This is a genomic window from Streptomyces calvus (assembly GCF_006782915.1).
Classification (GTDB): domain Bacteria; phylum Actinomycetota; class Actinomycetes; order Streptomycetales; family Streptomycetaceae; genus Streptomyces; species Streptomyces calvus.
The window spans coordinates 233127-256933 of sequence record NZ_VCNP01000043.1; the positions used below are offsets into that span (position 1 = coordinate 233127).

General features: G+C 71.5%; 23 protein-coding genes and 1 tRNA gene. 13 read left to right on the forward strand and 11 right to left on the reverse strand.

Annotation, left to right across the window (positions count from 1 at the left end; genetic code table 11):
* Positions 1-120: 120 nt before the first annotated feature.
* A complete protein-coding gene (locus FGW31_RS19990; RefSeq protein ID WP_142194801.1) occupies positions 121-357 on the reverse strand; it encodes a helix-turn-helix transcriptional regulator in 237 nt (78 codons plus the stop codon).
* Positions 358-872: 515 nt separating this feature from the next.
* Here FGW31_RS19990 and FGW31_RS36105 point away from each other — a divergent pair.
* Entirely contained in the window at positions 873-1025 is a 153-nt protein-coding gene (locus FGW31_RS36105) for an XRE family transcriptional regulator (RefSeq protein WP_142194802.1), read from the forward strand.
* Positions 1026-2264: a tyrosine-type recombinase/integrase gene (locus FGW31_RS20000; RefSeq protein WP_182674934.1), complete on the forward strand. Its 1239-nt coding sequence runs from the start codon at positions 1026-1028 to the stop codon at positions 2262-2264.
* Between the two features lie 89 nt (positions 2265-2353).
* On the opposite strand, the gene FGW31_RS20005 is transcribed toward FGW31_RS20000, so the two are convergent.
* From FGW31_RS20005 to FGW31_RS20015, 3 genes are all read right to left on the reverse strand, one after another.
* Positions 2354-2701: a hypothetical protein gene (locus FGW31_RS20005; RefSeq protein ID WP_142194803.1), complete on the reverse strand. Its 348-nt coding sequence runs from the start codon at positions 2699-2701 to the stop codon at positions 2354-2356.
* Between the two features lie 113 nt (positions 2702-2814).
* Positions 2815-2887: transfer RNA gene (locus FGW31_RS20010), tRNA-Arg, on the reverse strand.
* Positions 2888-2971: 84 nt separating this feature from the next.
* Positions 2972-4264 (reverse strand): M6 family metalloprotease domain-containing protein, encoded by a 1293-nt coding sequence (locus FGW31_RS20015; protein WP_142194804.1) that lies wholly within the window; start codon positions 4262-4264, stop codon positions 2972-2974.
* A gap of 301 nt (positions 4265-4565) precedes the next feature.
* Here FGW31_RS20015 and FGW31_RS20020 point away from each other — a divergent pair, with 301 nt between their 5' ends.
* Positions 4566-5207: a TetR/AcrR family transcriptional regulator gene (locus FGW31_RS20020; protein ID WP_182674931.1), complete on the forward strand. Its 642-nt coding sequence runs from the start codon at positions 4566-4568 to the stop codon at positions 5205-5207.
* A 262-nt stretch (positions 5208-5469) separates the two neighbouring features.
* Positions 5470-7041, forward strand: coding sequence for an MFS transporter (locus FGW31_RS20025; protein WP_142194805.1), 1572 nt, complete (start codon positions 5470-5472; stop codon positions 7039-7041).
* Positions 7042-7198: 157 nt separating this feature from the next.
* On the opposite strand, the gene FGW31_RS20030 is transcribed toward FGW31_RS20025, so the two are convergent.
* The gene (locus FGW31_RS20030; protein WP_142194806.1) at positions 7199-7714 is read right to left on the reverse strand and encodes a MarR family winged helix-turn-helix transcriptional regulator; all 516 of its coding nucleotides are present in this window, start codon (positions 7712-7714) and stop codon (positions 7199-7201) included.
* Between the two features lie 150 nt (positions 7715-7864).
* On the opposite strand from FGW31_RS20030, the gene FGW31_RS20035 reads away from it, so the two are divergent.
* The gene (locus FGW31_RS20035; protein ID WP_182674928.1) at positions 7865-8650 is read left to right on the forward strand and encodes a dioxygenase family protein; all 786 of its coding nucleotides are present in this window, start codon (positions 7865-7867) and stop codon (positions 8648-8650) included.
* A 262-nt stretch (positions 8651-8912) separates the two neighbouring features.
* Here FGW31_RS20035 and FGW31_RS20040 read toward each other — a convergent pair whose 3' ends face one another.
* Complete coding sequence (locus FGW31_RS20040; RefSeq protein ID WP_142194807.1) at positions 8913-9431, reverse strand: GNAT family N-acetyltransferase; 519 nt, start codon at positions 9429-9431, stop codon at positions 8913-8915.
* Positions 9432-9624: 193 nt separating this feature from the next.
* Between FGW31_RS20040 and FGW31_RS20045 the strand changes: the two genes are divergently transcribed.
* Both FGW31_RS20045 and FGW31_RS20050 read left to right on the forward strand, forming a co-directional pair.
* Positions 9625-10623, forward strand: coding sequence for a sigma-70 family RNA polymerase sigma factor (locus FGW31_RS20045; protein WP_142194808.1), 999 nt, complete (start codon positions 9625-9627; stop codon positions 10621-10623).
* Positions 10624-11106: 483 nt separating this feature from the next.
* Positions 11107-12027 carry a TetR/AcrR family transcriptional regulator gene (locus tag FGW31_RS20050; RefSeq protein ID WP_373303368.1) on the forward strand — a complete coding sequence of 307 codons (921 nt, stop codon included), beginning with the start codon at positions 11107-11109 and terminating at the stop codon, positions 12025-12027.
* Positions 12028-12117: 90 nt separating this feature from the next.
* On the opposite strand, the gene FGW31_RS20055 is transcribed toward FGW31_RS20050, so the two are convergent.
* On the reverse strand, positions 12118-13122 hold the full coding sequence (locus tag FGW31_RS20055; protein WP_142194809.1) for a helix-turn-helix transcriptional regulator: 1005 nt from the start codon (positions 13120-13122) through the stop codon (positions 12118-12120).
* A 61-nt stretch (positions 13123-13183) separates the two neighbouring features.
* Here FGW31_RS20055 and FGW31_RS20060 point away from each other — a divergent pair, with 61 nt between their 5' ends.
* The 5 genes from FGW31_RS20060 to FGW31_RS20080 all read left to right on the forward strand — a co-directional run bounded on the left by FGW31_RS20060 (position 13184) and on the right by FGW31_RS20080 (position 19441).
* Positions 13184-14701 carry an MFS transporter gene (locus FGW31_RS20060; RefSeq protein WP_142194810.1) on the forward strand — a complete coding sequence of 506 codons (1518 nt, stop codon included), beginning with the start codon at positions 13184-13186 and terminating at the stop codon, positions 14699-14701.
* Positions 14702-14908: 207 nt separating this feature from the next.
* Positions 14909-15670 carry a DeoR/GlpR family DNA-binding transcription regulator gene (locus FGW31_RS20065; protein WP_142195000.1) on the forward strand — a complete coding sequence of 254 codons (762 nt, stop codon included), beginning with the start codon at positions 14909-14911 and terminating at the stop codon, positions 15668-15670.
* Positions 15667-16614, forward strand: a complete 948-nt coding sequence (pfkB, locus tag FGW31_RS20070; RefSeq protein WP_142194811.1) for a 1-phosphofructokinase — start codon at positions 15667-15669, stop codon at positions 16612-16614. Before FGW31_RS20065 ends, pfkB begins: the two co-directional genes overlap by 4 nt.
* Before the next feature lie 292 nt (positions 16615-16906).
* The gene (locus tag FGW31_RS20075) at positions 16907-19039 is read left to right on the forward strand and encodes a PTS fructose transporter subunit IIABC (RefSeq protein WP_142194812.1); all 2133 of its coding nucleotides are present in this window, start codon (positions 16907-16909) and stop codon (positions 19037-19039) included.
* Between the two features lie 117 nt (positions 19040-19156).
* Positions 19157-19441: a hypothetical protein gene (locus FGW31_RS20080; protein ID WP_142194813.1), complete on the forward strand. Its 285-nt coding sequence runs from the start codon at positions 19157-19159 to the stop codon at positions 19439-19441.
* 303 nt (positions 19442-19744) lie between these two features.
* On the opposite strand, the gene FGW31_RS20085 is transcribed toward FGW31_RS20080, so the two are convergent.
* Entirely contained in the window at positions 19745-20491 is a 747-nt protein-coding gene (locus FGW31_RS20085; protein ID WP_142194814.1) for a DUF6227 family protein, read from the reverse strand.
* 160 nt (positions 20492-20651) lie between these two features.
* Complete coding sequence (locus FGW31_RS20090; protein ID WP_142194815.1) at positions 20652-21680, reverse strand: P1 family peptidase; 1029 nt, start codon at positions 21678-21680, stop codon at positions 20652-20654.
* Positions 21681-21722: 42 nt separating this feature from the next.
* On the opposite strand from FGW31_RS20090, the gene FGW31_RS20095 reads away from it, so the two are divergent.
* Positions 21723-21899, forward strand: a complete 177-nt coding sequence (locus tag FGW31_RS20095; protein ID WP_142194816.1) for a hypothetical protein — start codon at positions 21723-21725, stop codon at positions 21897-21899.
* 22 nt (positions 21900-21921) lie between these two features.
* Here the strand turns inward: FGW31_RS20095 and mscL are convergent, their stop codons facing one another.
* Together mscL and FGW31_RS20105 are read right to left on the reverse strand one after the other, a co-directional pair.
* On the reverse strand, positions 21922-22389 hold the full coding sequence (mscL, locus tag FGW31_RS20100) for a large conductance mechanosensitive channel protein MscL (protein WP_142194817.1): 468 nt from the start codon (positions 22387-22389) through the stop codon (positions 21922-21924).
* A 135-nt stretch (positions 22390-22524) separates the two neighbouring features.
* Positions 22525-23031, reverse strand: a complete 507-nt coding sequence (locus FGW31_RS20105; RefSeq protein WP_233452531.1) for a hypothetical protein — start codon at positions 23029-23031, stop codon at positions 22525-22527.
* Positions 23032-23807: the final 776 nt, after the last annotated feature.

Sequence of the window (23807 nt, forward strand, 5' to 3'; positions counted from 1 at the left end):
CGGGCAAGGTCCGGACTCACCGAGACAGATCGTTTTCTGGCAAGGGGCGATGGGGGAAGGGGCCGCGCGGCTCCCGGCGGTGGCTCGCCGGGAGCCGTTTCGCTTTCCCGTGGGGTGGTCTCAGACGGCGAGGTCGTACGCGGCCTGGGCGTTCAGCCAGGCGTCCACCTCGGTCCAGCGGTAGCGCAGGTGGCGGCCGACCTTGTGCACGTTCGGGCCGATGCCCCGGTACTTCCACTGGTAGAGCGTCTTGACCGGCACTCCGAGGTACTCGGCGACTTCCGCCGGGGTGGCCAGGGGGCCGCGCCGGTCGGCGTCGGCGGCGGCGTGGGCGGGACGGGGGTAAAGGCTCGGCATAGGGCTCCTTTTTCGGTTTCGGACAACTGCGTGGACAACACAGCCACACCCGAGGCGGAGAAGTCCAGAGTTGGTTCTAGAAGGCTCCAGAAGTTCCCGTTGGTGAGCACGGGAGGCAATACCGTAGGTGTGAATTTGCGGTTGACCAAAAAGTCGGCGCCAAGGTGGCGGGCGGTTCGTAAGCCCAGGTGGCGGCGCATCGTCCAGGGGTGCAGTCAGCTACACTGCGCTTCCTTTCCCGAGGGGGGAGTCAGCAGTGCAGCCTTCCTGCCGCCGTGTGTCAGGCATTAGTCGGTGCGATTGCTGATTCGGCGGGACGCGACTTCTGTAGGGTTTAAGAACCAACTATTGCCAAAAAGGTCGGTCGCACGTTAAAGCTACGTGTTATGGCAACTCGACCCATAGAAATCGGCCCTGCCGGCCTCCACACCGCCCAGGCGATAGAGCGCGCGCGCCTCAACCGCGCCCTCACTCAGCAGCAACTCGCAGCTGGCTGCGCCGCTCTGGGGCGCGCGATGACCAACATCGCGCTCAGCCGTACGGAACGCGCGCGCCGCCGTTGCGACGTCGACGACCTCGTCGTGATCGCTGCCGTGCTCGGAGTCCCTCCGGCGACCCTGCTGCTCCCGTTCGCTTCTTCATCCGGTACCGACCGGGAGGGGCGCTAGTTGGCACGCGTCTGGATCGAGGACCGCATCGGTCACGCGGCCTATATGCGTGCGGTGACCGAAGCCAAGAGAGTGGGGCGCACGCCACCTGGGCGCTACCGGGTTCGCTGGTATGGCCCCGACGGCAAGCCGAAGATGAAGACCTTGGCCCGCAAGGTCGATGCCGACGCCGAGCGATTGAAGGTGGAATCACGTCTCAATGACGGTTCCTACCGCGACCCGGCTGCCGCGCGCGCCAAGTTCGCTGAGGTCGCGGACTCCTGGCTCGCCGCCCAGATTCACCTGAAGCGTTCTACGCGCAACCGGTACCGGGGTGTTCTGGACGTCCATGTGACCCCCAGGTGGGGCACCACGTCCCTCGACCGCATCCATTTCGAGGACATTGCCGAGTGGCTGGCCGACATGCTGTCCGGCCAGGCGACGGGAGGCCGGAAGCTCAGCCCGCGATCGGTCCGCAAGGCGTATGTGGTGCTGAGCCGTGTCCTCGGTTACGCGGTCAAGGCCCGCCGCCTAGCCGTCAATCCCGCCCTCGGGGTGCCCCTGCCGAAGCCGGCTCCGACCGACCACGTGTACCTCGACGACATGCAGGTCGAGGCACTCGCGAACGCGGCAGGTGCCTACCGGGTGTTCATCCAACTCTTGGCCTACACCGGTCTGCGGTGGGGCGAAGCGTCGGCGTTGAAGGTGGGCCGTGTGGACTTGGCCGCCTGCAGGGCCCACATCGTCGAGGCGTACGTCGAGGACAACGGCAAGCTCTACCTCGACACCCCCAAGAACCACGAGCGCCGATCCGTGCCGATCCCGCGCTTCCTTGCCGAGGAGCTGAAGCCCCACGTCGAGAGACGGGGCGATGAGGAGTTGCTCTTCACGGCCCCCCAGGGCGGCCCCCTGCGGGCGCGCAACTTCCGTCAGCGGTTCTTCGCGCCTGCGGTCACTCGGGCGGGGCTGGGGCATCTCAAGGTCACCCCGCACAAGCTGCGCCACACGGCGGCCTCGCTCGCCATCGCCAGCGGCGCGGACGTCAACGTCGTACAGACGATGCTGGGCCACAAGTCCGCGACGCTGACCCTGGACACCTACGGGCACCTCTTTCCCGACCGCCTGGACGAGGTCTCGAAGAAGATGCACAAGCGCCGCTCCAAGCAACTGGCCAAGGCAAAGGCCAAGCTGGAGAAAGCGGAGCGGAAGGCCCGTGAGGCCGCCGAGACCGTGGCCGCCCTGGAGGTAGACGCCGCGTGATGTGTGCCTAACCCGTGCCGGGGCGCCGTAACCGAGGGGGCACCCCACCGCGCTGATGCGGTGGGGTGCCCCCTTGCGTCCTTCTCGGATCAGGTCAGTCGCGGCCGACGGCTTTCCTCCCAGAACCGGTCCATCGCAGCAGCGGCCGCATCCCCAGCCAACCGCTCGATCCTCTCAGGTACCTCGCGCTCGTCGAGGACGAAGAGCCTCCCGCCGACGAGGTGCGTGGTTGTCTTCCAGGCGAGACGCTGTCCCGCCTCCCTGGCGGCACGCCGGACATCCTTGAGCTCGCCCATCTCCGCAAGATCGTCTGCGCCGAGGATCAGCTGCCCGTAGTAGTCCTCGAACTCCGGCTTCAGCGCGGCCCGCATCAGCGACTCAAGCCGGTCGACCAGCTTCTCGTACCGTCGCCGGGCCAGCTCATCCTTCGAGGGCATCTCGCACAGCTCCCCACCTCTGCCCGCAGCCGCATGTGTGCCATATGTGTGCTGCGAGTACGAAGGCCCTCCCGTCCGTCGGACGGAAGGGCCTCTGACCAGGCGTTTTTCTGTGCCCCCGGCAGGATTCGAACCTGCGACACCCGCTTTAGGAGAGCGGTGCTCTATCCCCTGAGCTACGAAGGCGTGGGTTGTGGCCTGCGTGTGCGGCCACAGGCGTCAGCGTACCGGATGGCGGTTGTGGGGGTGTGGGGGTCCGGGTGGGTGGTGTCAGTTGGGGGAGGTGCGGGAGACGCGGACGCGGTGGGTGTTCTCGTCGGCCGCCACCACCGTCACCCGGACTCCGGTGCGGCGGTCGATGAAGCTCTCGCCCGGGGTGAAGGTGGCGTCGGAGAGTTCCGCGTGGACGTTGGGGGTGCGGGTGCAGCCGCCGCTGTCGCGGCGTGAGTCGTAGACGGTGATGGGGCCCATGCCGGTGTCCACGTTGGCGTCGACGCGGTAGATCAGGATGCCGGGGCGGCACACCGCCTCGTCGTTGCCGGCGCGGGTGCGCAGTTCGACGGCGTAGCCGGAGTGGCGGTTCAGCGGGACGAACACGAGTTTCGGGCCGCCGGTCCGGGCCAGCGGCGTCAGCGTGTACTCCTTGGTTCCGGGGTCGGCCGCGCAGTCGACCTGGTCCGCGTCCAGCCAGCCCAGCTTCCACTTGTGCCAGGCGAGGAGGTCGTTGTTGGCGCCCCAGTCCTCGCTCATGATGTCCCAGTGGCCGACCGCGCCGCCGCCCTCGGCGGTGTAGAGGTCGGGCAGGCCGAAGACGTGGCCGTTCTCGTGCGGCAGGACGCGGTAGCCGGTGCGGTCGTAGGAGCCGGAGCCGTCGTCCTGGCGGGAGTAGACGAAGGAGGCGTTGGCGACGGGGACGCCGTCCGCGGTCGGGGCCTCGGTGTTGCCGGCGAAGGTGACGGACAGGACCGTGTCGAGCGCGGCCGGGCCCGCGTTGGGGGTCACCAGGACGTTCAGCAGGTCGTACGACTGGAAGTCGACCTTGTGGTCGGCCTCGGCCACGATGTCGTCGACCAGTTCGCGGTAGCCGGGATCGAACGGGGCGCCGCGCTCTATGCCGTACTCCCGGAAGGACTTGGGCATGCGCAGCCAGTCGGGGACGGGGATCTCGGGGCGGTAGTCGAGGCGGCCGTAGGAGCTGGTGGCGAACCACTCGCGGGTCTTCGGGAAGAACTCCCGGTAGCGGTCGAGGGCGTCGCCCTCGCCGGGCGCGTCCGAGAAGTCGATCATCAGGGTGAGGGCGCGGACCGTGCCGGTGGAGCGGGTGTAGCCCTGGGCGGTGGGGATGCCCTCGGACATCTGGATGTGGCTGTCGCCGCTGATCATGCAGGGGCCGTGGGCGGAGGTGCGGTACAGGGCGCTGGGGCCGGCGCCGGCGACGGAGGAGCCGGGGGAGAGCCGGCTGTTGCCGGCGGAGGTGCTGACGGCGAGGGTCAGGGCGGTCACGGATGCCAGGGCCGCCAGGCGGCGCGCGGATATCCGGCTGCGGCTCGGCTGCGGCTGCATGGGGGACCTCCCGCTCCACACGGCAGCCGCCGGACTCCGACTGCACCCTCTCGATCACCCTGCGGTGACGGCTGCGCGGGCGCTCGCTGGGAGGGCCGATCGTGGGTCCCGTCCGGAGACGGAGGGCGGTGCCGGCGATGTGAGGCGGGTCACAGGGGAAGTTCGCGAGGAAGGAAATAAGCGGGGATCGTTTCCCCGTTTACACCCGTGTCCGAGCGAAACGGGGATTCACTCCCCGGATCGCGGAGGCACCGAGTGTGAGCCAGAAGAGTCAGAGCGATTGCGACTGAAGGAGGGCACCGTGCAGACCGCCACCCCCGAAGCGCGCAGGATGCCTCGGCCCCGTGCCGACGCCCTGCGCAACCGGGAGCGGATCGTCACCGCCGCCCGGGAGATGTTCGTCGAGTTCGGGCCGGACGTGCCGCTCGACGAGATCGCCCGCCGGGCCGGCGTCGGCAATGCCACGGTGTACCGGAACTTCCCCGACCGTGACGCGCTGGTGCGCGAGGTCGTCTGCTCCGTGATGGACCGTACGGTGCGGGCGGCCGAGCAGGCGCTCAGCGAGACCGGGGACGCCTTCGAGGCGCTGGAGCGCTTCGCGCACGCGGCCGCCGACGAGCGGATCAGCGCGTTGTGCCCGATGGTCTCCAGCACCTTCGACCAGAACCATCCCGACCTGGAGGACGCGCGCCGCCGTGCGGAGAGCCTCGTCGCGCAGCTGATGGACCGCGCCAAGGCGGCCGGTCGGCTCCGTGACGACGTGGAGTACGGCGACCTGATGGTCGGCGTCGCCCAGCTGAGCCGGCCGCCGGCCGGTACCGGCTGTCTGAACGCCGACCGTTTCGTCCACCGCCATCTTCAGCTGTTCCTGGACGGGATGCGGGCACCCGCCCCGACCGTCCTGCCGGGTGCGGCCGTGACCGTGGAGGACCTGCGCCGCTGAGCCATCCCTGACAACGCAGGCCCGACCCGAACCGCCCCGGCCCGATCACGCAGAGATCGGAAAGTCGCGGAGCGAGCGCGTATCGCGCCGGTGCGGGCCCGAACGGCCTGAACGCCTCGTGCAGATCGCGGTCCGATCGCACCGATCACGGGCGTCCGCATACGGCGGCCGTCCCCACCGGGGACGCGTCGTTCCCTGAAGACGCCCGATTTTTCCTTACACAGTCTCGATTTCCGTCACACATTCCGAAGTGGGTACCCCCATGTCTCAAACAGCCTCGACGGCCGGAAAGTCCGTCGGCTCCGGCTCCGGATTCGGTACTGGTCCCGGTGCCGCCGACGCCAACCGCTGGAAAGCGCTCGTCTTCATCGCGCTCGCCCAGCTGATGGTCGTCCTGGACGCCACCATCGTGAACATCGCCCTGCCCTCCGCCCAGCAGGACCTGGGTATTTCGGACGGCAACCGCCAGTGGGTGGTCACCGCCTACGCCCTCGCCTTCGGCGGACTGCTGCTGTTCGGCGGCCGGATAGCCGACCTGTGGGGGCGCAAGCGGGCCTTCGTGCTCGGGCTGGGCGGGTTCGCCGCGGCGTCCGCGCTCGGTGGCGCGGCCACCAATGAGGCCATGATGTTCGGCGCCCGCGCCCTGCAGGGCGTGTTCGGCGCGCTGCTCGCGCCCGCCGCGCTGTCCCTGCTCGCGGTGATGTTCACCGACGGCAAGGAGCGCGCCAAGGCGTTCGGCATCTACGGCGCGATCGCCGGTGGCGGTGGTGCCGTCGGTCTGATCCTCGGCGGTTTCCTCACCGAGTACATGGACTGGCGCTGGACGTTCTTCGTGAACATCCCGTTCGCCGTGGTGGCCGCGGCCGGCGCGTACTTCGTCATCCGTGAGCCCGCGGGCGGCCGCAACCGTTCGCCGCTGGACATCCCCGGCGTGGTCCTGTCCACGGTGGGTCTGGTCGCGCTGGTCTACGGCTTCACCCGCGCGGAGTCCGAGGGCTGGAGCGACTCGCTGACGATCGGCATGTTCGTCGCCTCCGCCGTGCTGCTCGCCGCGTTCGTGGCGGTCGAGGCGAAGGTCAAGGCGCCGCTGCTGCCGCTGCGCGTGATCACCGAGCGCAACCGCGGTGGTGTCTACCTCTCGCTGGGCCTGGCGATCATCGCGATGTTCGGCCTGTTCCTCTTCCTGACGTACTACCTGCAGGTCGTGAAGGGCTACTCGCCGGTGAAGACCGGCTTCGCCTTCCTGCCGATGATCGCGGGCATGATCACGGGTTCCACGCAGATCGGCACCCGGCTGATGACCCGGGTCGCGCCCCGGCTGCTGATGGGCCCCGGCTTCCTGGTCGCCGCGCTCGGCATGCTGCTGCTGACGCAGCTGGAGATCGACACCTCGTACGCGGCCGTCCTGCTGCCCGGCATGCTGCTGCTCGGCCTGGGCATGGGTACGGCGTTCATGCCGGCCATGTCGCTGTCCACGCTGGGTGTCGAGCCGCGTGACTCCGGTGTCGCCTCCGCGATGGTCAACACCTCGCAGCAGGTGGGCGGCGCCATCGGCACGGCCCTGCTGAACACGATCGCCGCCTCGGCCACCACCTCCTACATCGCCGATCACATCGGCGGCGCCACCAGCCGGTCCCAGCAGCAGCTGGTCCAGCTCCAGGGGCAGGTGCAGGGCTACACCAGCGCGATCTGGTTCGCCGTCGGCATCCTGGTGGCGGCCGCGGCCATCGCCGTGACCTTCATCAACGCCGGCCGGCCGGGCGGCACCGCCGTCGCCGGGTCCGCCGACGCCTCAGCCGAGGAGGAACTGGCGGTGCCGGTGGTCGTCCACTAGCCCGTCCTCGGGCACGGCTGCCGCTGCCGGGTACGGCTGCCAGTAGCTGTCGGGTACGGCTTACGGCCGCCTTCGGGTACCGCTTCGGACCACCCGTACGGACGGGGAGGGGACGCCTCGTCCGTACGGCTTCCCGGGACCTGCCCCGGCTTCCGCGTCAGCGGAGCCAGGGCAGGTCCGCACCCGCTTCGCTCGGCTGAAGTCCCTCGGCGATGATCCGCATGATCTCGCCGAGGGACTTCTGCTGTTCCGGGCTGAGCCGGTCGAAGACCGCCTGGCGCACGGCGTCCACATGGCCGGGCGCGTGCCGGCGCAGCACCTCGTAGCCGTCGTCGGTCAGCACCGCGAACTGGCCTCGCTTGTCGGACGGGCAGTCCTCGCGGCGCACCCAGCCGTTCTTCTCCAGACGGGCCACGGCGTGCGAGAGGCGCGAGCGGGTGATCTTCGCGGACATCGCCAGCTCCGTCATGCGCAGCCGCCGTTGCGGGGACTCGGCCAGTTGGACCAGCAGGCCGTAGTAGATGTGCGGCATTCCCGCGTCGCGCTGCAGCTGACGGTCGAGGTGGTCTTCCAGGAGGGTGGAGGCGTCGATGTACGAGCGCCAGACGCGCTGCTCCTCGTCCGTGAGCCAGCGGGGTTCGTCAGCGCGTGCCGATGCGGGTGCCGTCTTCATGTATCCCACTGTACGACCGACCTTCTTGAAGGTTAAACAAAGTAGGCGTAGAGTTCGCGGGTAGAAGTTGAGAGTTCAAGCAAGCCGGGGGTCGCGCCGTGCGCGGCACCCAGGTGGAGGGAACTCGCACCGTCGAAGGGAGTCGCCGTCATGACCGCCGCCGCCCAGGAGCGCATGCCCGCGCTCTACCTCAGTCATGGCGCCCCGCCCCTGGCCGACGACCCCGTCTGGCCCGGCGAGCTGGCCGCCTGGTCGGCCGGCCTGCCCCGCCCGAAGGCGATCCTCGTCGTCTCCGCCCACTGGGAGGAGGCCCCGCTCGCCCTCGGCGCCACCGAGACGGTCCCCCTGGTCTACGACTTCTGGGGCTTCCCCGAGCACTACTACCAGGTCACCTACGGCGCCCCGGGCGCCCCCGCGCTCGCCGACTCGGTGCGCAAACTGCTGCGCGCCCCCGGCATCCCCGTGCAGGACGTCCCCGACCGGGGCCTGGACCACGGCGCCTACGTACCGTTGGTCGAGATGTTCCCGGAGGCCGACGTGCCGGTGCTCCAGGTGTCCATGCCGACGCTGGACCCGGTGAAGCTGATGGAGATCGGGCGCAGGCTCGCACCGCTGCGCGACGAGGGCGTGCTGATCATCGGCTCCGGGTTCTTCACCCACAACCTGGCCGCGCTGCGCCAGGGCGGCATCCCCGCCTGGTCGGCGGAGTTCGACGACTGGGGCCGGCGGGCGCTGGAGACCGGTGACGTGGACGCGCTGCTCGACTTCACCCGCAAGTCGCCGGCGGGCCTGCTCGCCCACCCGCGCACCGAGCACTTCGCCCCGCTCTTCGTCACCATGGGCGCCGCGGACGCCGCCGGCGAGCTCGGGGAACAGAAGTCCGTGATCGACGGGTTCTGGATGGGGCTGGCCAAACGGTCGGTGCAGTTCGGCTGAGTCCCGGACGGCGGGTCCGCTGAGCCCCGAGGTGTGACTCGGACAAGCCCCTAGGTGTGACTCGGACGAGCCCCGAGGTATGACTCGGACGAGCCCCGAAGCGTGACTCGGACGAGCCCCGAGGAGCGAGTCCGCCGATCCCGAGGAGCGGGTCCGCCGAGCCCCGAGGAGCGGGTCGACCGAGCCGCGAGGGGTGAGTTCCGAGGGTTGGGGGGGTGAGTTCCGAGGGTCGGGGGGGGGATTCCGAGGGCGGGGCGGCGGGTCACAGCTCCTTCTCGTACCAGGCCACGTCCCACCAGCGGCCGAACTTGCGGCCCACCTCCCGGTACGTGCCGACGTGCCGGAAGCCGAAGCGCTCGTGCAGCCGCGTCGAGGCGTCGTTCGGCTGGGCGACACCGGCGTACGCGCGGTGCAGGCCCTCGCCGGCCAGGGCCTCGAAGAGCGCCTCGTAGAGCAGGGTGCCGATGCCGCGCCGGCCGACGTCCGGGGCGACGTAGACCGTCGTCTCGACGGAGGTCGCGTAGGCGGGCTTGGCCCGCAACGGGCTGGACGTGGCGTACCCCAGAATCCGCTGTGGACCGGCGCCCGTGGCAACCATCAGGCGGTACGGGCCGTCTTCAGGGTGGGAGAGCAGCCACGGGCGGCGCTCCTCCGGGGTGAAAGGCACGGTGTCGAATGTGATCGCGGTCTCACGTACGTAGTGGTTGTACAGGTCGGTGAGGGTCACCAGATCACCCTCGGTTCCCGGTCTGACCTGGACCTCTGCATGCTCCGACGGCATCGCGCCTCCCCGTGTGGCCGGACAGGGTACTGCATGATCAGAAAAATCGGGGGGCGGGTTGGGAATTCTGTCCGGATTCCAGTCGTTGTTTCCATCGGATGCAGGGCACCCGAGCAGAGTCCCGAGAGACCTGAAGAACGTGCCGAGTGTCCGCAGGACCACCCGCTGACCTCATCTTCGCAAGGGAGCACGCATGGCAACCCGTGCCGTCGCCCGTCGTCAGTCCGCCAACGGCGAGACGGTCGACTCGGCAAGCAGTGTTCGCGCCCATGGCGGCGAGATCGCCGACCGCGACCTGGTCGGCATGTACCTCGACGAGATAGCGCGCACACCGCTGCTCGACGCCGCCAAGGAGGTCGAGCTGTCCCAGATCATCGAGGCGGGTGTGTTCGCGCGGCAGATCCTCGACGGCCTCGAGGAGAACAAGGCCGGGGCCACGCCCGAGGAACTGCAGGCCCTGGTCGACGCGAGCGAGCGGGCCAAGGACGTCTTCATCCGCTCCAACCTGCGCCTTGTCGTCGCCGTGGCCCGCCGGTACCCGCGCAGCGGGCTGCCGCTGCTGGACCTGATCCAGGAGGGCAATGCCGGCCTGGTGCGCGCGGTGGAGAAGTTCGACTACCGCAAGGGCTTCAAGTTCTCGACGTACGCCACCTGGTGGATCCGTCAGGCCATCACCCGTTCCATAGCGGACCAGTCGCGCACCATCCGCCTGCCCGTCCACCTGGTGGAGGAGCTGGGCCGGATCCGGCGCGTGCAGCGCGAGTTCAACCGTGAGCACGGCCGGGACCCGGAGCCCGCCGAGATCGCCGCCGAGCTCGGCTCCACGCCGGAGCGCGTGACCGACGTGCTCGACTGGGCCCGCGACCCGGTCTCGCTGAACATGTCGGTGGACGACGAGGGCGAGACCCAGTTCGGCGACCTTCTGGAGGACACCTCCGCGGTGTCGCCGGAGCAGTCGGTGATGACGCTGCTGCGCAGCGAGGAACTGGACGACCTGATCGGTCGCCTCGACCAGCGCACGGCCTCCATCATCAAGATGCGCTACGGCATCGAGGACGGCCGCGAGCGCACGCTGACCGAGGTCGGCAAGGAGCACGGTCTGACCCGTGAGCGGATCCGCCAGATCGAGAAGCACGCGCTGCTGGAGCTGAAGAAGCTCGCCCGCGACACCGGTTTCGACGCGGCGGCGTGAACTCCCGCCGCCGGGCGGTAGCGTGACGTGCGGTGTCGCCGCCACGGTGACGCGCGCGGGGTCCCGGCACGGTGGTGTGAGCGGGCCGGGGCGCGTACGCCGGGTGGCGAAAGACCGCGCAAAACATGGCTGTTCCGCGCCGCTTCAACCCGCTGGACCCCGGGAACAAGACTTCCGGGCCCGGCAGTTCGGACCCGGACCCGGGCCCGAAGCCACGCCGGGTCCAGTACGGTCCCGTACGGTCCCCCGGACCCCTGAGCCACGTCCCGACGCACAACCCCCCCGGCGCCGGGACTTCCCAGGCCGGGTTCGGCGCCCCTCCCCCCGGGCGCCGGACCCGGCTTCCTCATGTCCGCGGTGCTCGCGGCCGCCCGCGACGCACCCCCGTGCCGTGCCCCGGCCTCCCGCACCCCCCCCCGCCCCCGCGCCGGGGGGGCCCCCGCCAGATGGCAGATTGTGCCACATGGGCATAGCCTGCCGGGCGTGAGCAGCACCACCCCGATGTCGTCGTCCCCTCCTCCGCCTCCCGCGGCCTCGTTGACCGAGCGGCGCAAGGCCGAGACCCGTATGGAGATCGCCCGCGCGGCGGCCGGCCTCTTCGTCCGGCAGGGCCTGCGGGCCACGCGTGCCGAGGAGATCGCGCAGGCCGCGGGCATCGCCCCGCGCACCTTCTACCGGTACTTCGCCACCAAGGAAGAGGCCATCGGCCCGCTCTACGCGGTCGGCGCCCGGCGCTGGGTGGACGCGGTGCGCGCCGCTCCCGCCGAGGTGCCCCTGCCGCAGGCCCTGGAGGACGCCGTGCGTCACACGCTGACGCCCGGCGTCGGAGTGTCCACGGCCTCCTGGAACTGGGTCCGTACCCTCATCCGGCTGGCGGAGGCGAATCCGGCCCTGCGCCGGGTGTGGGCCGAGGTGTGCCGGACGTCGGAGCGGGATCTGACGGAGGCACTGATGGAGCGGCTGACGCACGGTCAGGAGGCGTGCGTCACGAAGAGCCGAGAGCCGTACAGCGCGCGTAGTCGAAAGGCCGGCAGCGCACAGGATCGGGAGGCGTGCGACATACCGGATCGGGATGCGTGGGCCACACCGGATCGGGAGGCGTGCGTCACACCGGATCGGGAGGCGTGTGCCGCACCGGATCGGGAGGCGTGTGCCGCACCGGATCGGGAAGCGGGCAGTTCACTGCGTCAGGAGCCGTCCGGTGCCGGCCGCGACAACGATGCCAGTCGTGCCCGGTCGGCCTTCGCCGCCGCCGTCGCGAGCGCGGCCGTGCGCACGGCCATGGAGAGCTGGGCGGCGGGCGACGGCCCCGCCGAAGGCCCCGCGGGCCCGGCCCAACTGGCCCTGGACAACCTGGCAGCGCTACGGGACTTCCCCTGGGCGGACGTGACACGAGGCGGGTGACGCCACCGGCGGGTGAATGCCGCGCACGCGCACGCCGGTCCACCTCACCCTGCATCCCTCCGCCCCAAGTCACCGACGCAGCAAGCGACTTCACTCCTCACTCGGGGTCGGACCGGCCGGCCCCGACCCCTCACCACCCCCGGCCCGGCTCATTCGCGCCCCCAACTCCCGTACCGCCGCGACGAGTTCCGGCGGTTCGTGCACGGTGAACTCGTGCCCCAGCATGGCCAGTCGTACCGCCATCCAGTCCTTCGCGTCGGCCACCGTCGCGCGCAACCGGCAACGGCCTTCGTCCAGCGGCTCGGGCGGGCCCAGCCAGCCCGGCAGCCGGGCCGCGACCGCCTCGGCCGGCGCGGCGAAGGTGACGACGAGATCGTAGGACTCCTGCGCGCGGTGCATGGACCGGCGCAGGTACTCCGCCGCGCTCCCGGTCGGCAGCTCCCTCGGTGTGAACCGGGCGCCGGTGGCGAAGGGTTCGCTCACCCGGTCGACGCGGAAGGTGCGCCAGTCGGCGCGGTCGAGGTCGTACGCCACGAGGTACCAGCGCCGCCCGGTCGACACCAGCCGGTACGGCTCCGTCACCCGCCGGGACCCGGTGCCGTCGGCGGCGCGGTAGGCGAACCGCAGCCGTTCACGGCCGGCCACCGTGGAGGCCATGACGGTGAGTGTCTCCGGAGCGATCGTCGGGCCGTCGCCGCTGGTCAACGGGGTGGTGGCGGCCTGGAGGGTGCTGACGCGGTGACGCAGCCTGGCCGGCAGCACCTGCTCCAGTTTCGCCAGCGCCCGCACCGACGCCTCGTCCACGCCCTCCAGTGCGTGCCCGGCGCCCGCCCGCAGCCCGACCGCGATGGCCACCGCCTCCTCGTCGTCGAGCACCAGCGGAGGCATGGCCTTGCCGGCGACCAGCCGGTAGCCGCCGTCCGCACCCATGGTCGCCTGCACGGGATAGCCGAGTTCGCGCAGCCGGTCGATGTCCCGCCGGATCGTGCGCCGGGAGACCCCCAGACGGTCGGCCAGCTCGCCGCCCGGCCATTCGCGGGGCGTCTGGAGCAGCGAGAGGAGCTGGAGAAGCCGGGCCGGTGTGTCCGTCGTCATGCCACGAGGATGCCGCACATCTAGGACATGGTCTGACCTACTGCGGTCCTAACGTCGCGACATGACCTTCACCGACACCCCGCCCGCGGCGCGGCCCGCCGCGGGCGACCGCCGCCGCTGGTTCGCCCTGGCGATCGTGATGACCGCGGCCTTCATGGACCTCGTCGACGTCACGATCGTCAACATCGCGATCCCGTCGATCCAGCGCGACGAGGGCGCCACCTTCAGCCAGATCCAGTGGATCACCGCCGGTTACGCGCTGGCCTTCGCCGCCGGTCTCGTCACCGGCGGCCGGCTCGGCGACATCCACGGCCGCAAACGCGTCTTCCTCGTCGGCATCGGAGGCTTCACCGTCGCCTCCGCGCTGTGCGGTCTCGCCGTGAACCCGGAGATGCTGGTCGCCTCCCGCATCCTCCAGGGCGCCATGGCGGCGCTGATGGTGCCGCAGGTGCTGTCGATCGTGCACGCGACCTTCCCGGCGCACGAACGCGGCAAGGTGTTCGGACTGTTCGGCGCGATCGTCGGCCTCGGCGCGGTGTCCGGGCCGCTGCTCGGCGCGCTGCTGACCCAGTGGAACCTGTTCGGCCTCGAATGGCGGCCGATCTTCCTGATCAACCTGCCGGTCGGCATCGCCGGACTGGTCCTCGGCAGCCGCTTCATCAGCGAGTCGAAGGCGCCGCGGGCCCTCAAACTCGACCTCGTGGGCGTCGCGCTGGTGACGCTGGGCCTGCTGATGCTGCTCTACCCGCTCACCCGCGGCCGGGAACTGGGCTGGCCGCTGTGGGGATACGGGTCGATGGCCGGCGCGCTGGTGGTGTTCGCGGCGCTGGTTGCGTACGAGCGGCGCAAGGGCGCGCGGGACGGTTCGCCGCTGATCGAGCTGTCGCTGTTCCGGGTGAAGAGCTTCGCGGCGGGCATCGCGGTGCAGACCGTGTTCGGCGTCGGTCTCGGCGTCTTCTTCCTCGTGTGGACGCTGTACATGCAGGTCGGCCTGGGCTGGAGCGCGCTGCGGGCGGGGCTGACCGGGGTGCCGTTCTCCCTCGCCGTCTCCGCGGCCGCCGGGGCGTCGGTGCAGCTGCTGGTCCCGCGCTTCGGCCGCAAGGTGCTCCAGGCGGGCGCGCTGGTGATGGCGGCCGGAGTGCTCATCTACATCTGGGAGGCCGGACGGTACGGCCTGTCCATCGCCTCCTGGCAGATGGCGCTCCCGCTGGTGGTCATGGGCGTCGGCATGGGCCTGATCGTGGCCCCGCTCACCGACGCGGTGCTGTCCGAGGTGCCGCGCGAGCACGCCGGGTCGGCCTCGGGGCTGATCAACACCGTGCAGCAGATGGGCAACGCGTTGGGGCTCGGCCTGGTGTCCGTGGTGTTCTTCGGCGTCATCGACGAGCGGCTCGCACCGGCCGAGGTGGGCCCGGCCTTCGCGGACGGCTTCCAGCACGCGCTGGGCTGGGTGGCGGCGGTGCTCGGCGCGATCTTCCTGCTGATGTTCGCGCTGCCGAAGCGCCCGGCCCAGCACGTGGAGGGCGCGGGAGCCGAGGACGCACCGGCGCCGGAGAGGGAGCGGGAACTCGTGTCCTGAGGCCCCGCCGCCGTTCGCGGCCGAAGAGGTCTGGCGTCCACGGGATGCCAGACCTCTCCTCATTCCGGAGCAAACCAAGAACAGACCCAAACAGAAGCCCGTTCATGCCCGACCGTGCCCACACCCGTTTACTTTCCGGACATCTGGACGTATCGTCCCAGCGAAACCACACGTTCGGGCATGAACGGACTCGGAGGCAGGCGGAGCATGTACGCACCGGAGCGCCAGCAGGAGATCCTGCGGCTCGCCCGCGACGGCGGACGGGTGGACGTGGTCTCACTGGCCGAGGAGTTCCAGGTCACCGCCGAGACCATCCGCCGGGACCTGAAGGCCCTGGACCGCGCCGGCCTGGTCCGCAGGGTGCACGGCGGCGCCATCCCCGCCGGACGCCTCGACTTCGAACCCGACCTCGCCGAGCGGGAGACGACCGCCGCCGACGAGAAGGACCGCATCGCCCGCGCCGCCCTCGCCGAACTCCCGGCCGACGGCGCCGTGATCGTCGACGCCGGTTCCACGGCCGCGCGGCTCGCCGGATTCCTGCCGGTGGAGGCGTCCCTCACCGTCGTCACCCACAGCCTGCCCATCGCGGCCCGCCTCGCCGACCACCCCGGCATCCAACTCCACCTGGTCGGAGGCCGCGTACGGCACCGTACGCGCGCCGCCGTGGACGCCTGGGCGCTGCGCGCGTACGCCGAGATCCGCGCCGACGTGCTGTTCGTGGCCGCCAACGGCTTCTCCGCCGAGCACGGCCTGACCACCCCCGACCTCGCCGAGGCCGCCGTCAAACGCGCCGCCATCGCCGCGGCCCGCCGCGTGGTGCTGCTCGCCGACTCCTCCAAGCACGGCCAGGAGCACTTCGCCCGCTTCGGCGACCTGGGCGACGTGGACCTGCTGATCACCGACAGCGGGCTGAACCCGCAGGACGCCGCCGCCATCGAGCGCGGCGGTACGGAAGTAGTACGCGCATGATCCTCACCGTCACCCCCAACCCCTCCCTGGACCGCACCTACGAGGTCCCCTCGCTGGACCGCGGCGAGGTCGTCCGGGCCACCGGCGAACGCGTCGACCCCGGAGGCAAGGGCGTCAACGTCTCCCGCGCCGTCGCCGCCGCCGGCCGGCGCACGGTGGCCGTGCTGCCCCTGGGCGGAGCACCGGGCGCCCTGGTCGCCCACCTGCTCGACGCGCAGGGCATCGAGGTCGCTCCGGTGCCCGTCGCCGGCGCCACCCGCTCCAACATCGCGCTCGCCGAGACGGACGGCGTACTGACGAAGATCAACGCGCCGGGCCCGGAACTGACCGCGGCCGAGCAGGAACTGCTCCTCGACACCGTGCGGCGGCAGTCCCGGGACGCCGACTGGATCGCCTGCTGCGGCAGCCTCCCGCGCGGACTCGCGCCCTCCTGGTACGCCGACCTGGTCGCCCGGGCACATGCCGCCGGAGTGCGCATCGCCCTGGACACCTCCGGTCCCGCACTGCTCGCGGCCCTGCGCGAACGGCCCGACGTGGTGAAGCCCAACGCCGAGGAACTCGCCGAAGCCGTCGGCCGGCCCCTGACGACCGTGGGCGACGCGCTGAAGGCGGCCGAGGAGCTGCGGGGGAGCGGCGCCCGCGCCGTCCTCGCCAGCCTCGGCGCCGACGGGCAACTGCTCGTGGACGACGACGGCGCCTGGTTCGGCACCGCCCGGGTGGACGCCGTCCGCAGCAACGTCGGCGCCGGCGACTCCTCCCTCGCCGGTTTCCTCGTCGCCGGCGGACGCGGCCCCCGGGCGCTCGCCTCGGCCGTCGCGCACGGCGCCGCCGCCGTCCGGCTGCCCGGCAGCCTGATGCCGGCCCCCGCCGACCTCGACCCGGCGGCGGTGACCGTCACGGCCGACGTACCCGTCGACCGCGCCCTGCGGGAGCCGACCTCATGAACCACCACTCGGCCCCGGCTCCGCACCACTCACTCGGGTCCCTCCCCTCCGCGAGGTACCTGCGCTCGCTGAGGTATCTGCGCTCGCTGAGGTCCCTCTGCTCCCTGAGGTCTCCGAAGTCTCTGAGGTCCTTGAGGTCCCTGACGTCTTCGAGGTCTCTGAGGTCCCTGACATCTTCGAGGCCCCTGACGTCCCTGACGTCTCCGAGGCCACTGAGGTCTCCGCTCCCCACCCCCGTCCCCTCTCCCGTCCACCCCGCTGCACCGGCGATACGCGTGCGAAGGAGCCCGCGATGAGCGACATGATCACCGCGGAACTGGTCGATCTCGATCTCGACCGGTCCGCCGACACCAAGGAAGCCGCGGCGCGTGCCCTCGCCGAGCGCATGGTGGCCGTGGGCCGGGTGACCGACCTGGAGGGGTTCCTCGCCGACGTCGCTGCCCGCGAGGCCCAGATGCCGACCGGCCTCGACGGCGGCATCGGTATCCCGCACTGCCGCAGCGCGCACGTCACCGAGCCGACGCTGGCTTTCGGACGCAGCGCCGCCGGCATCGACTTCGGTGCGGCGGACGGGCCCGCCGACCTGATCTTCCTGATCGCCGCCCCGGCCGGCGCCGACGACGCCCATCTGACGATCCTGTCGTCGCTGGCCCGGCAGCTGATGAACGCCGACTTCACCACCGCGCTCCGTGCGGTGGACGAGGCGGTGGCAGCCGCGGCGCTCATCCGCGGCGACGAGCCGCGGCCGGCCGAGGACAGCGGCCCCGAGAACTCCGTGGCGGTGCCGGTGGCGGCCTCCGCCGGCACCGCCACGGGCACCGACGAGGCAGAGACGCCCGCGCGCCACGAGGCAGAGACCGCGCCGGTGGTGGCCACCGGCAAGGACGCGGAGGCCCCGGCGGGCTCCGGCGCCGGTGCGGAACGTCCCTTCCGGGTCGTCGCCGTCACCTCCTGCCCCACCGGAATCGCTCACACCTACATGGCGGCCGAGTCGCTGGAGAACGCCGGCCGGGAGGCGGGCGTCGAGGTCGTCGTCGAAACCCAGGGCTCGGCCGGCTTCACCCGGCTCGACCCGGCCGTGATCGCGGCGGCGGACGGTGTGATCTTCGCCCACGACGTCCCCGTACGGGAGAAGGAGCGGTTCGCCGGGAAGCCCACCGTCGACACCGGCGTGAAGGCGGCCATCAACCGCCCCGGCGACCTGATCACCGAGGTCCGCGGCAAGGCCGAACGGGGCGAGGTCACCGGGACCGCCGCCGCGTCCGCCGGTACGCCCGTCGAGCGCGCCGGCGCCGGCGGCGAGGGCTACGGCACCAAGCTGCGCACGTGGCTGATGTCCGGCGTCAGCTACATGGTGCCGTTCGTCGCGGCGGGCGGTCTGCTCATCGCCCTCGGCTTCGCGATCGGCGGCTACGAGATCAACAAGGCGCCGTCGGTGATGGACCACTTCGTGTGGACCCAGGCCGACAGCTGGGGCGCCCTGCTCTTCCAGATCGGCGGCGTCGCCTTCGGCTTCCTCGTCCCGGTCCTGGCCGGCTACATCGCCTACGGCATGGCCGACCGGCCCGGACTCGTGCCCGGCTTCGTCGGCGGCGCGATCTCCCTCACCATCAACGCCGGCTTCCTCGGCGGCCTCGCGGCCGGTCTGATCGCCGGTGCCGTGGTGATCGCCATCCAGAAGGCGCGCATCCCCGCCGCACTGCGCGGCATCATGCCGGTGGTGGTGATCCCGCTGATCTCCGCCGCGGTCGTCGGTTTCCTGATGTTCGTCGTCATCGGCAAGCCCATCGCCGAGGCGCAGAAGGCCATGACCGACTGGCTGAACGGCCTCACCGGCACCAACGCCGTCCTGCTGGGCGCGCTGCTCGGCCTGATGATGTGCTTCGACCTCGGCGGCCCCGTGAACAAGGTCGCCTACACCTTCGCCACCGCCGGCATCGCCGTCGCGAGCCCCAGCGACTCCGCGATGAAGATCATGGCCGCGGTGATGGCCGCCGGCATGGTGCCGCCGCTGGCGATGGCCCTGGCCACCACGGTCCGCGGCAAGCTCTTCAACCGGACCGAACGGGAGAACGGCAAGGCCGCCTGGGTCCTGGGCGCCTCCTTCATCACCGAAGGCGCGATCCCGTTCGCGGCGGCCGACCCGCTGCGCGTGATTCCCGCATCCATGGCGGGCGGCGCCGTCACCGGCGCCCTGTCCATGGCGTTCGACGCCACCCTGCGCGCTCCGCACGGCGGCATCTTCGTGGTCCCGCTCATCGGCAACCCGCTCCTCTACCTGGTCGCCATCGCCGCCGGTGTCGGTGTCACCACCGCCCTGGTGATCGTCCTCAAGGGCCTGCGCAGGCCCGCCCCGGCCGACACGGCCACTGGCCCGGACACCTCCGTGCCGTCGCCGGAGCGCAAGCAGCCGGTGGCCGCGTAACGCCGGGACAATGCGTCCGTTTGGGTAGGTGTGGGCGGTTCATGCCTACTGCGATATAGATCACGCTCCTCACGATCCGGGGTCCACCGCCCCGGATCGTGGTGTCTACTGGGCCGCATGCGTGAGCACGAGACGATCTCGCGGACCGCAGGCGCCACCGTTCTGGTCCTGGTGGCCGCGGTCTGCGCGGCGGGTCTGGCCGACGTCCTGCGGCGGCGCCGCGGACGGACACGCGAACGCCTGCGAGGAGGCTTCGCGCCGGCCCCACCGCACACGCCCCACGGCAGCCCGACCATCCCCCGCCAGCAGCGGACGAGCCCGCAGGAGGAAACGGTGCACCTCACCGCCGCCGAACGCGACGCGTTCGCCGGACTGGTGCGCCGCTTCACCGAAGGGACCTGAACCGACGCCGGTTCCCGTGGGCGGAGGAAGCACTCGCGGTGTCGGGAGACACCGTGGGCGATGGGAACACTTGCGGCGTCGGAGAGAGGCCGTGGGCGGGAAAGGCTTCCGGTGTCGGGAGACACCGTGGGCGGGGAACACTCGCGGTGTCGGGGAGGCGCCGTGGGTGGGAAAGGCTCCCGGTGTCAGGAGACACCGTGGGCGATGGGAACACTCCCGGTGTCAGGCGACGTCGTGGGTGGGGGAGGAGTTCCTGGTGTCGGGAGACATCGTGGGTGGGGGAGAAGCTCGAAGCTCCTGGTGTCAGGAGACCTGTGCCGCCCGGCGTTCCATCGCGTCGCGTGCCGCGTCCTCGCTGAGGTACACCTCGCACATGTGCCGCCCGTCCGGAGTGGCCGTGTGCTCGACCTCCCACAGGGACAACTCCCCGCCGTCCGCGAGCAGGAACGCGTGCTCGTAGAGCGAGAAGCACAGCCCCGAACGCCCGGCGCGGGACGGCCGGCCGAAGGCCTGCGTGATCCGGTGCGCGCAGGCCGCCGACAGCAACGCCGCCGTCTCCGGACCCGGCCGGTCCGCGTTCTCCGCCCGGCGCAGTAAACGACGGGCGTGGTCCGCGGAGTGGTCCGGAACATAGACGTGCCGCAACTCGGGTGCCGGGGGCAGCTGCACCGTCACCGGCAGCTCGAAGTCCGGGGCGTCCGGCGGCAACGGCAACCGGCTCGTCGCCGTGCGCAGTTCCTCCTCGTCCACGTACACCTCGTGCTGCGGCTCCGCCCCCGGCGCGGTGTTGTGCACCAACTCCCACAGGGTGAGCGCGGATCCGTCGGCGAGCAGCCACGTGTGCCGGTACGTCTCCCGGTGCAGGCCCGCGCTGTGGTGCGCGGAGTGCAGGGAACCGTCGTGCGCCAACGCGCAGTCCAGCTGCCGGACCGTCTCGTCCGGCAGCTCGAAGGAGTTCAGGGCGCGGCCCAGCAGGCGCGCGAGGTGCTCGTCCGGAGACTCGGGCGAGTCGGGTGGTTCGTACGCTGCCGTGTCGTACGGAACGCTCAAGGTTTCTCCCGGCGTTGCTGCATGTCACCTTGTGGACGCATACCGTAGCCCCTCGGCCGGACATCATGTCCCGGAACCGAGAAAACAGATGGCGGGAGAACGAGCGGCCCGCGGCGGAAATTCCCGCCCGGCCCGAAGCGGCGGCGACCGGACGGTTCCTTCACCGTTCCCCGTACAACTCACCATGACTCGGCCACGATCCACCCGGTCCGGTCACCGGCCCGGCCGCCCGTACCGCCCGCACGATCGACCGGGTCACCAGGTCCGCGCCGGCCGCGAGCAGCTCGTTCAACGCGAGGGGGTCCGCCGCGTCCAGCGGACGCCGCCCGGTGGCCAGGGTGAACACCGTGTCCCCGTCGCTGAGCAGATGCACCGGCCGTACCGCCCGCGCGATGCCGTCGTGCGCGGCGCCGGCCAGCTTCTGCGCCTGCGCCTTGGACAGGTCGGCGTCGGTCGCGACCACCGCCAGCGTGGTGTTCAGCGGCGGCGGCGCGTTCTCCTCGGCCGACTCCGCGAGCCGGCGCAGCGCCGCCTCGTGCACCTCGGCCCGCGGATAACGCGCCCGGCCCTGGAACAACTCCCCGTAGAGCATGCCCGTTTCCGGATCGAGTACCGAGCCCGCCGCGTTGGCCACCACCAGCGCGGCCACCGTGATGCCCGACTCCAACACCGTGCTCGCGGTGCCGACCCCGCCCTTCATGCGGCCTACCACCGCGCCCGTGCCCGCGCCCACACAGCCCTGCGGCACCGGAGCGCCCGGCTCGCTCGCCGCCGCGGCCTCGACCGCGGCGCGACCGGTGGCCGCGTCCGGCCGGGCCCGGAAGTCACCACCACGGCCCAGGTCGAAGACGCAGGCGGCCGGCACCACCGGCACCACGTGCGCCGGGTCGGGCCCGACCCGCACTCCGCGGCCCCGCTCCTCGAGCCAGGCCATCACCCCGGACGCCGCGTCGAGCCCGTACGCGCTGCCCCCGGTGAGCACGATCGCCTGGATCTTCTGCACCAGGTTGCGCGGATCGAGTGCGTCGGTCTCCTTGGTGCCGGGGCCGCCGCCCCGCACGTCCACCGCGGCCACGGCCCCGTCCTCGGGCGCGAGCACGACCGTCGTGCCCGTGAGCCAACCGCCGCCGGTGCGCGTCGCGTGTCCCACGCGCACCCCGGCCACATCCGTCAGAGCGTCAGCTGTCATGAGGCCAGTCATGCCCGCTGTGCGGGGCCGTACCCTGGGCGTATGAGCGATGCCCCCGATCCCCGGCCGCGCGAGCCCAGGCCCGCGCTGGTCTTCGACGACCCGCTGGACCAGCAGTCCTCGGACGACACGGACCGAGGGTGGGGCGATCGACCGTCCGGCGACAGCGCCTCCGACCTGAAGCGCTTCCTCGACGAGAAGCCGCCCCACCACATCTGAGCCGTCCGCCGACGGGGCGCCGCTACCGCTCGGCGCCGCCCGGACCGCGCTGCGCGACGAGCGAGTCGCGGATCTCCTTGAGCACTTCCAGCTCGGTGATCTCGACGACCTCCTGCGTGCCCTCCTTCTCCTTCCGGCGGGCCTCCACCCGGGCCAGGTACTTCGCCATGGGCAGCACCATCAGGAAGTAGACGACCGCCGCGGTGATCAGGAACTGCAGGGTCGCGCCGAGCACGGAGCCCCACAGGATACGGACGCCGGTCGCCGCGTCGCCGGTCCCCTCGCAGGGGCCCTTCAGACACGAGCTGTAGCTGTCCAGGTTCTTGGTGCCGAACGCACCGACCAGCGGGTTGATGATGCCCTTGACCACCGCGTTGACGATGTTGGTGAAGGCAGCGCCGATCACCACCGCAACGGCCAGGTCGACCACGTTCCCGCGGGTCAGGAAGGCCTTGAAGCCCGCCCACACGGATTCTTTCTTCTCGCTCATGTCGAGCCCCCATCTGAGGTGCGCACTGCGCGGAACCAAACGCTCCGCAACCTACGCCAGCGCTGGGCCGCGATGTCCAATCGGGTCGCTCGAACGAAGGCCCCGGCAGGCGGACCGGGCTCGAAAAGGCACTGTTCACCACACTGTCACCGCCAGTCGTGCCGTGGCTCCCGCGCCGGCCAGACCGGCCGCGGTGGAACGCGGCACCGACAGCACCAGCAGGGCCCCGCCGTCGCCCGCGCCGTCCGTCGGTTCCGGCACCTCGGTCACCCGCGCACCGCGCGCGACCACACGGGCCTCGGACCCGGACGCCGTCTCCTCGGCGGCGATCACATCCACCCGGTCGCCCGGCCGCAGCAGCCGGACCGTGGCGGCGTCGGCGATGCGCACGGCCGCCGTGACCGTCGCGCCGCCCGCGCGCCGCGCCCGTACCGGACGGTCCCCGGCGGACGCGGAGTCCGCGCGGGCGGCGGGGGAGCCGTCGGGATGACCGCGGGAGCGGTCCGCCTCCCGCGGTCCCGCGGCCACGAGCGCCGCCGCCGTGACCGCGAGGCCGACCGCCATGGCCCGCCTGCGGTGCCGGACGAGCCGGACCGGGAGCGGCAGTGCGCCGCGCACCCGCACCGGCGCGAAGTGCGGCACCTCGCACGGAGCGGGCACATCGGTGCCGGGCGGGCGGGGACCGGACGAGGAACGGTGACCGGCAGACGGGCGGGAACCGGCGGACGGGTGGTGACCGGCGGGTGAGTGGTGACCGGCAGGGGAGCCGGGGCCGGTGCGGGGAGGGGAAGGGGGTGACGAGGGGGAGGGGGACAGGGGGGTCCGGAGCGACGTGGGCGCCCGGAGGGCGGAGGGACGCCGGGAGGCGGAGGGCGGACCGGGCGCGTAACCGGATGGAGAAGCGGACGCGGACGGTGAGGAGGGATGGGACGGTGAGGAGGGATGGGACGGTGAGGAGGGATGGGACGGCGAGGAGTGACCGGACGGCGAGGAGTGACGGGACGGAGGGAACGCCATCTGTCGGGACACGGAGACCACCACCTGTGACGAGGGATCGGCTTGCGAGTCCCACGATCGGGGCTTCCGCTGACGCCCGTTGGGCCCTGTGCACGCACCAGCAGCCTGTGGAAAACTCCGCCACCCGAACGAGCGGCTCCGCAGCACCGTCCTCCCGAGCCGTCCTCCCCGAGCCGTCCCTCCCGAGCCCCCCGTGCCGTCCTTCCCGCACCCACGGCCCTCCACGGCACCCCAGGTTTCTTTACGGCTCCCCGACGGTCCTCTCCGGCCCCCGACAGCCTTCTCCGCGTCCCGACGGCCGCCTCTCTGGCGTCCCGACGGCCGCCTTTCCGGCGTCTCCGGCGTCCGGACGGTCGGTCTCTCCGGCCTTTCCGCATCCCGACGGGCGGCCTCTCCGGCGT

Excerpts from the sequence above, each read along its gene's own strand:
- FGW31_RS20035 (WP_182674928.1), top strand. The coding sequence starts at position 7,865 with ATGACCGCCGCCGCCCAGGAGCGCATGCCCGCGCTCTACCTCAGTCAT.
- FGW31_RS20015 (WP_142194804.1), bottom strand. The coding sequence starts at position 4,264 with ATGCAGCCGCAGCCGAGCCGCAGCCGGATATCCGCGCGCCGCCTGGCG.
- FGW31_RS20095 (WP_142194816.1), top strand. The coding sequence starts at position 21,723 with ATGAGCGATGCCCCCGATCCCCGGCCGCGCGAGCCCAGGCCCGCGCTG.
- FGW31_RS20030 (WP_142194806.1), bottom strand. The coding sequence starts at position 7,714 with ATGAAGACGGCACCCGCATCGGCACGCGCTGACGAACCCCGCTGGCTC.
- FGW31_RS20025 (WP_142194805.1), top strand. The coding sequence starts at position 5,470 with ATGTCTCAAACAGCCTCGACGGCCGGAAAGTCCGTCGGCTCCGGCTCC.
- FGW31_RS20090 (WP_142194815.1), bottom strand. The coding sequence starts at position 21,680 with ATGACAGCTGACGCTCTGACGGATGTGGCCGGGGTGCGCGTGGGACAC.
- FGW31_RS20040 (WP_142194807.1), bottom strand. The coding sequence starts at position 9,431 with ATGCCGTCGGAGCATGCAGAGGTCCAGGTCAGACCGGGAACCGAGGGT.
- FGW31_RS20045 (WP_142194808.1), top strand. The coding sequence starts at position 9,625 with ATGGCAACCCGTGCCGTCGCCCGTCGTCAGTCCGCCAACGGCGAGACG.
- mscL (WP_142194817.1), bottom strand. The coding sequence starts at position 22,389 with ATGAGCGAGAAGAAAGAATCCGTGTGGGCGGGCTTCAAGGCCTTCCTG.
- FGW31_RS20060 (WP_142194810.1), top strand. The coding sequence starts at position 13,184 with ATGACCTTCACCGACACCCCGCCCGCGGCGCGGCCCGCCGCGGGCGAC.
- FGW31_RS20065 (WP_142195000.1), top strand. The coding sequence starts at position 14,909 with ATGTACGCACCGGAGCGCCAGCAGGAGATCCTGCGGCTCGCCCGCGAC.
- FGW31_RS20075 (WP_142194812.1), top strand. The coding sequence starts at position 16,907 with ATGAGCGACATGATCACCGCGGAACTGGTCGATCTCGATCTCGACCGG.
- pfkB (WP_142194811.1), top strand. The coding sequence starts at position 15,667 with ATGATCCTCACCGTCACCCCCAACCCCTCCCTGGACCGCACCTACGAG.
- FGW31_RS20080 (WP_142194813.1), top strand. The coding sequence starts at position 19,157 with ATGCGTGAGCACGAGACGATCTCGCGGACCGCAGGCGCCACCGTTCTG.
- FGW31_RS36105 (WP_142194802.1), top strand. The coding sequence starts at position 873 with ATGACCAACATCGCGCTCAGCCGTACGGAACGCGCGCGCCGCCGTTGC.
- FGW31_RS19990 (WP_142194801.1), bottom strand. The coding sequence starts at position 357 with ATGCCGAGCCTTTACCCCCGTCCCGCCCACGCCGCCGCCGACGCCGAC.
- FGW31_RS20055 (WP_142194809.1), bottom strand. The coding sequence starts at position 13,122 with ATGACGACGGACACACCGGCCCGGCTTCTCCAGCTCCTCTCGCTGCTC.
- FGW31_RS20005 (WP_142194803.1), bottom strand. The coding sequence starts at position 2,701 with ATGCCCTCGAAGGATGAGCTGGCCCGGCGACGGTACGAGAAGCTGGTC.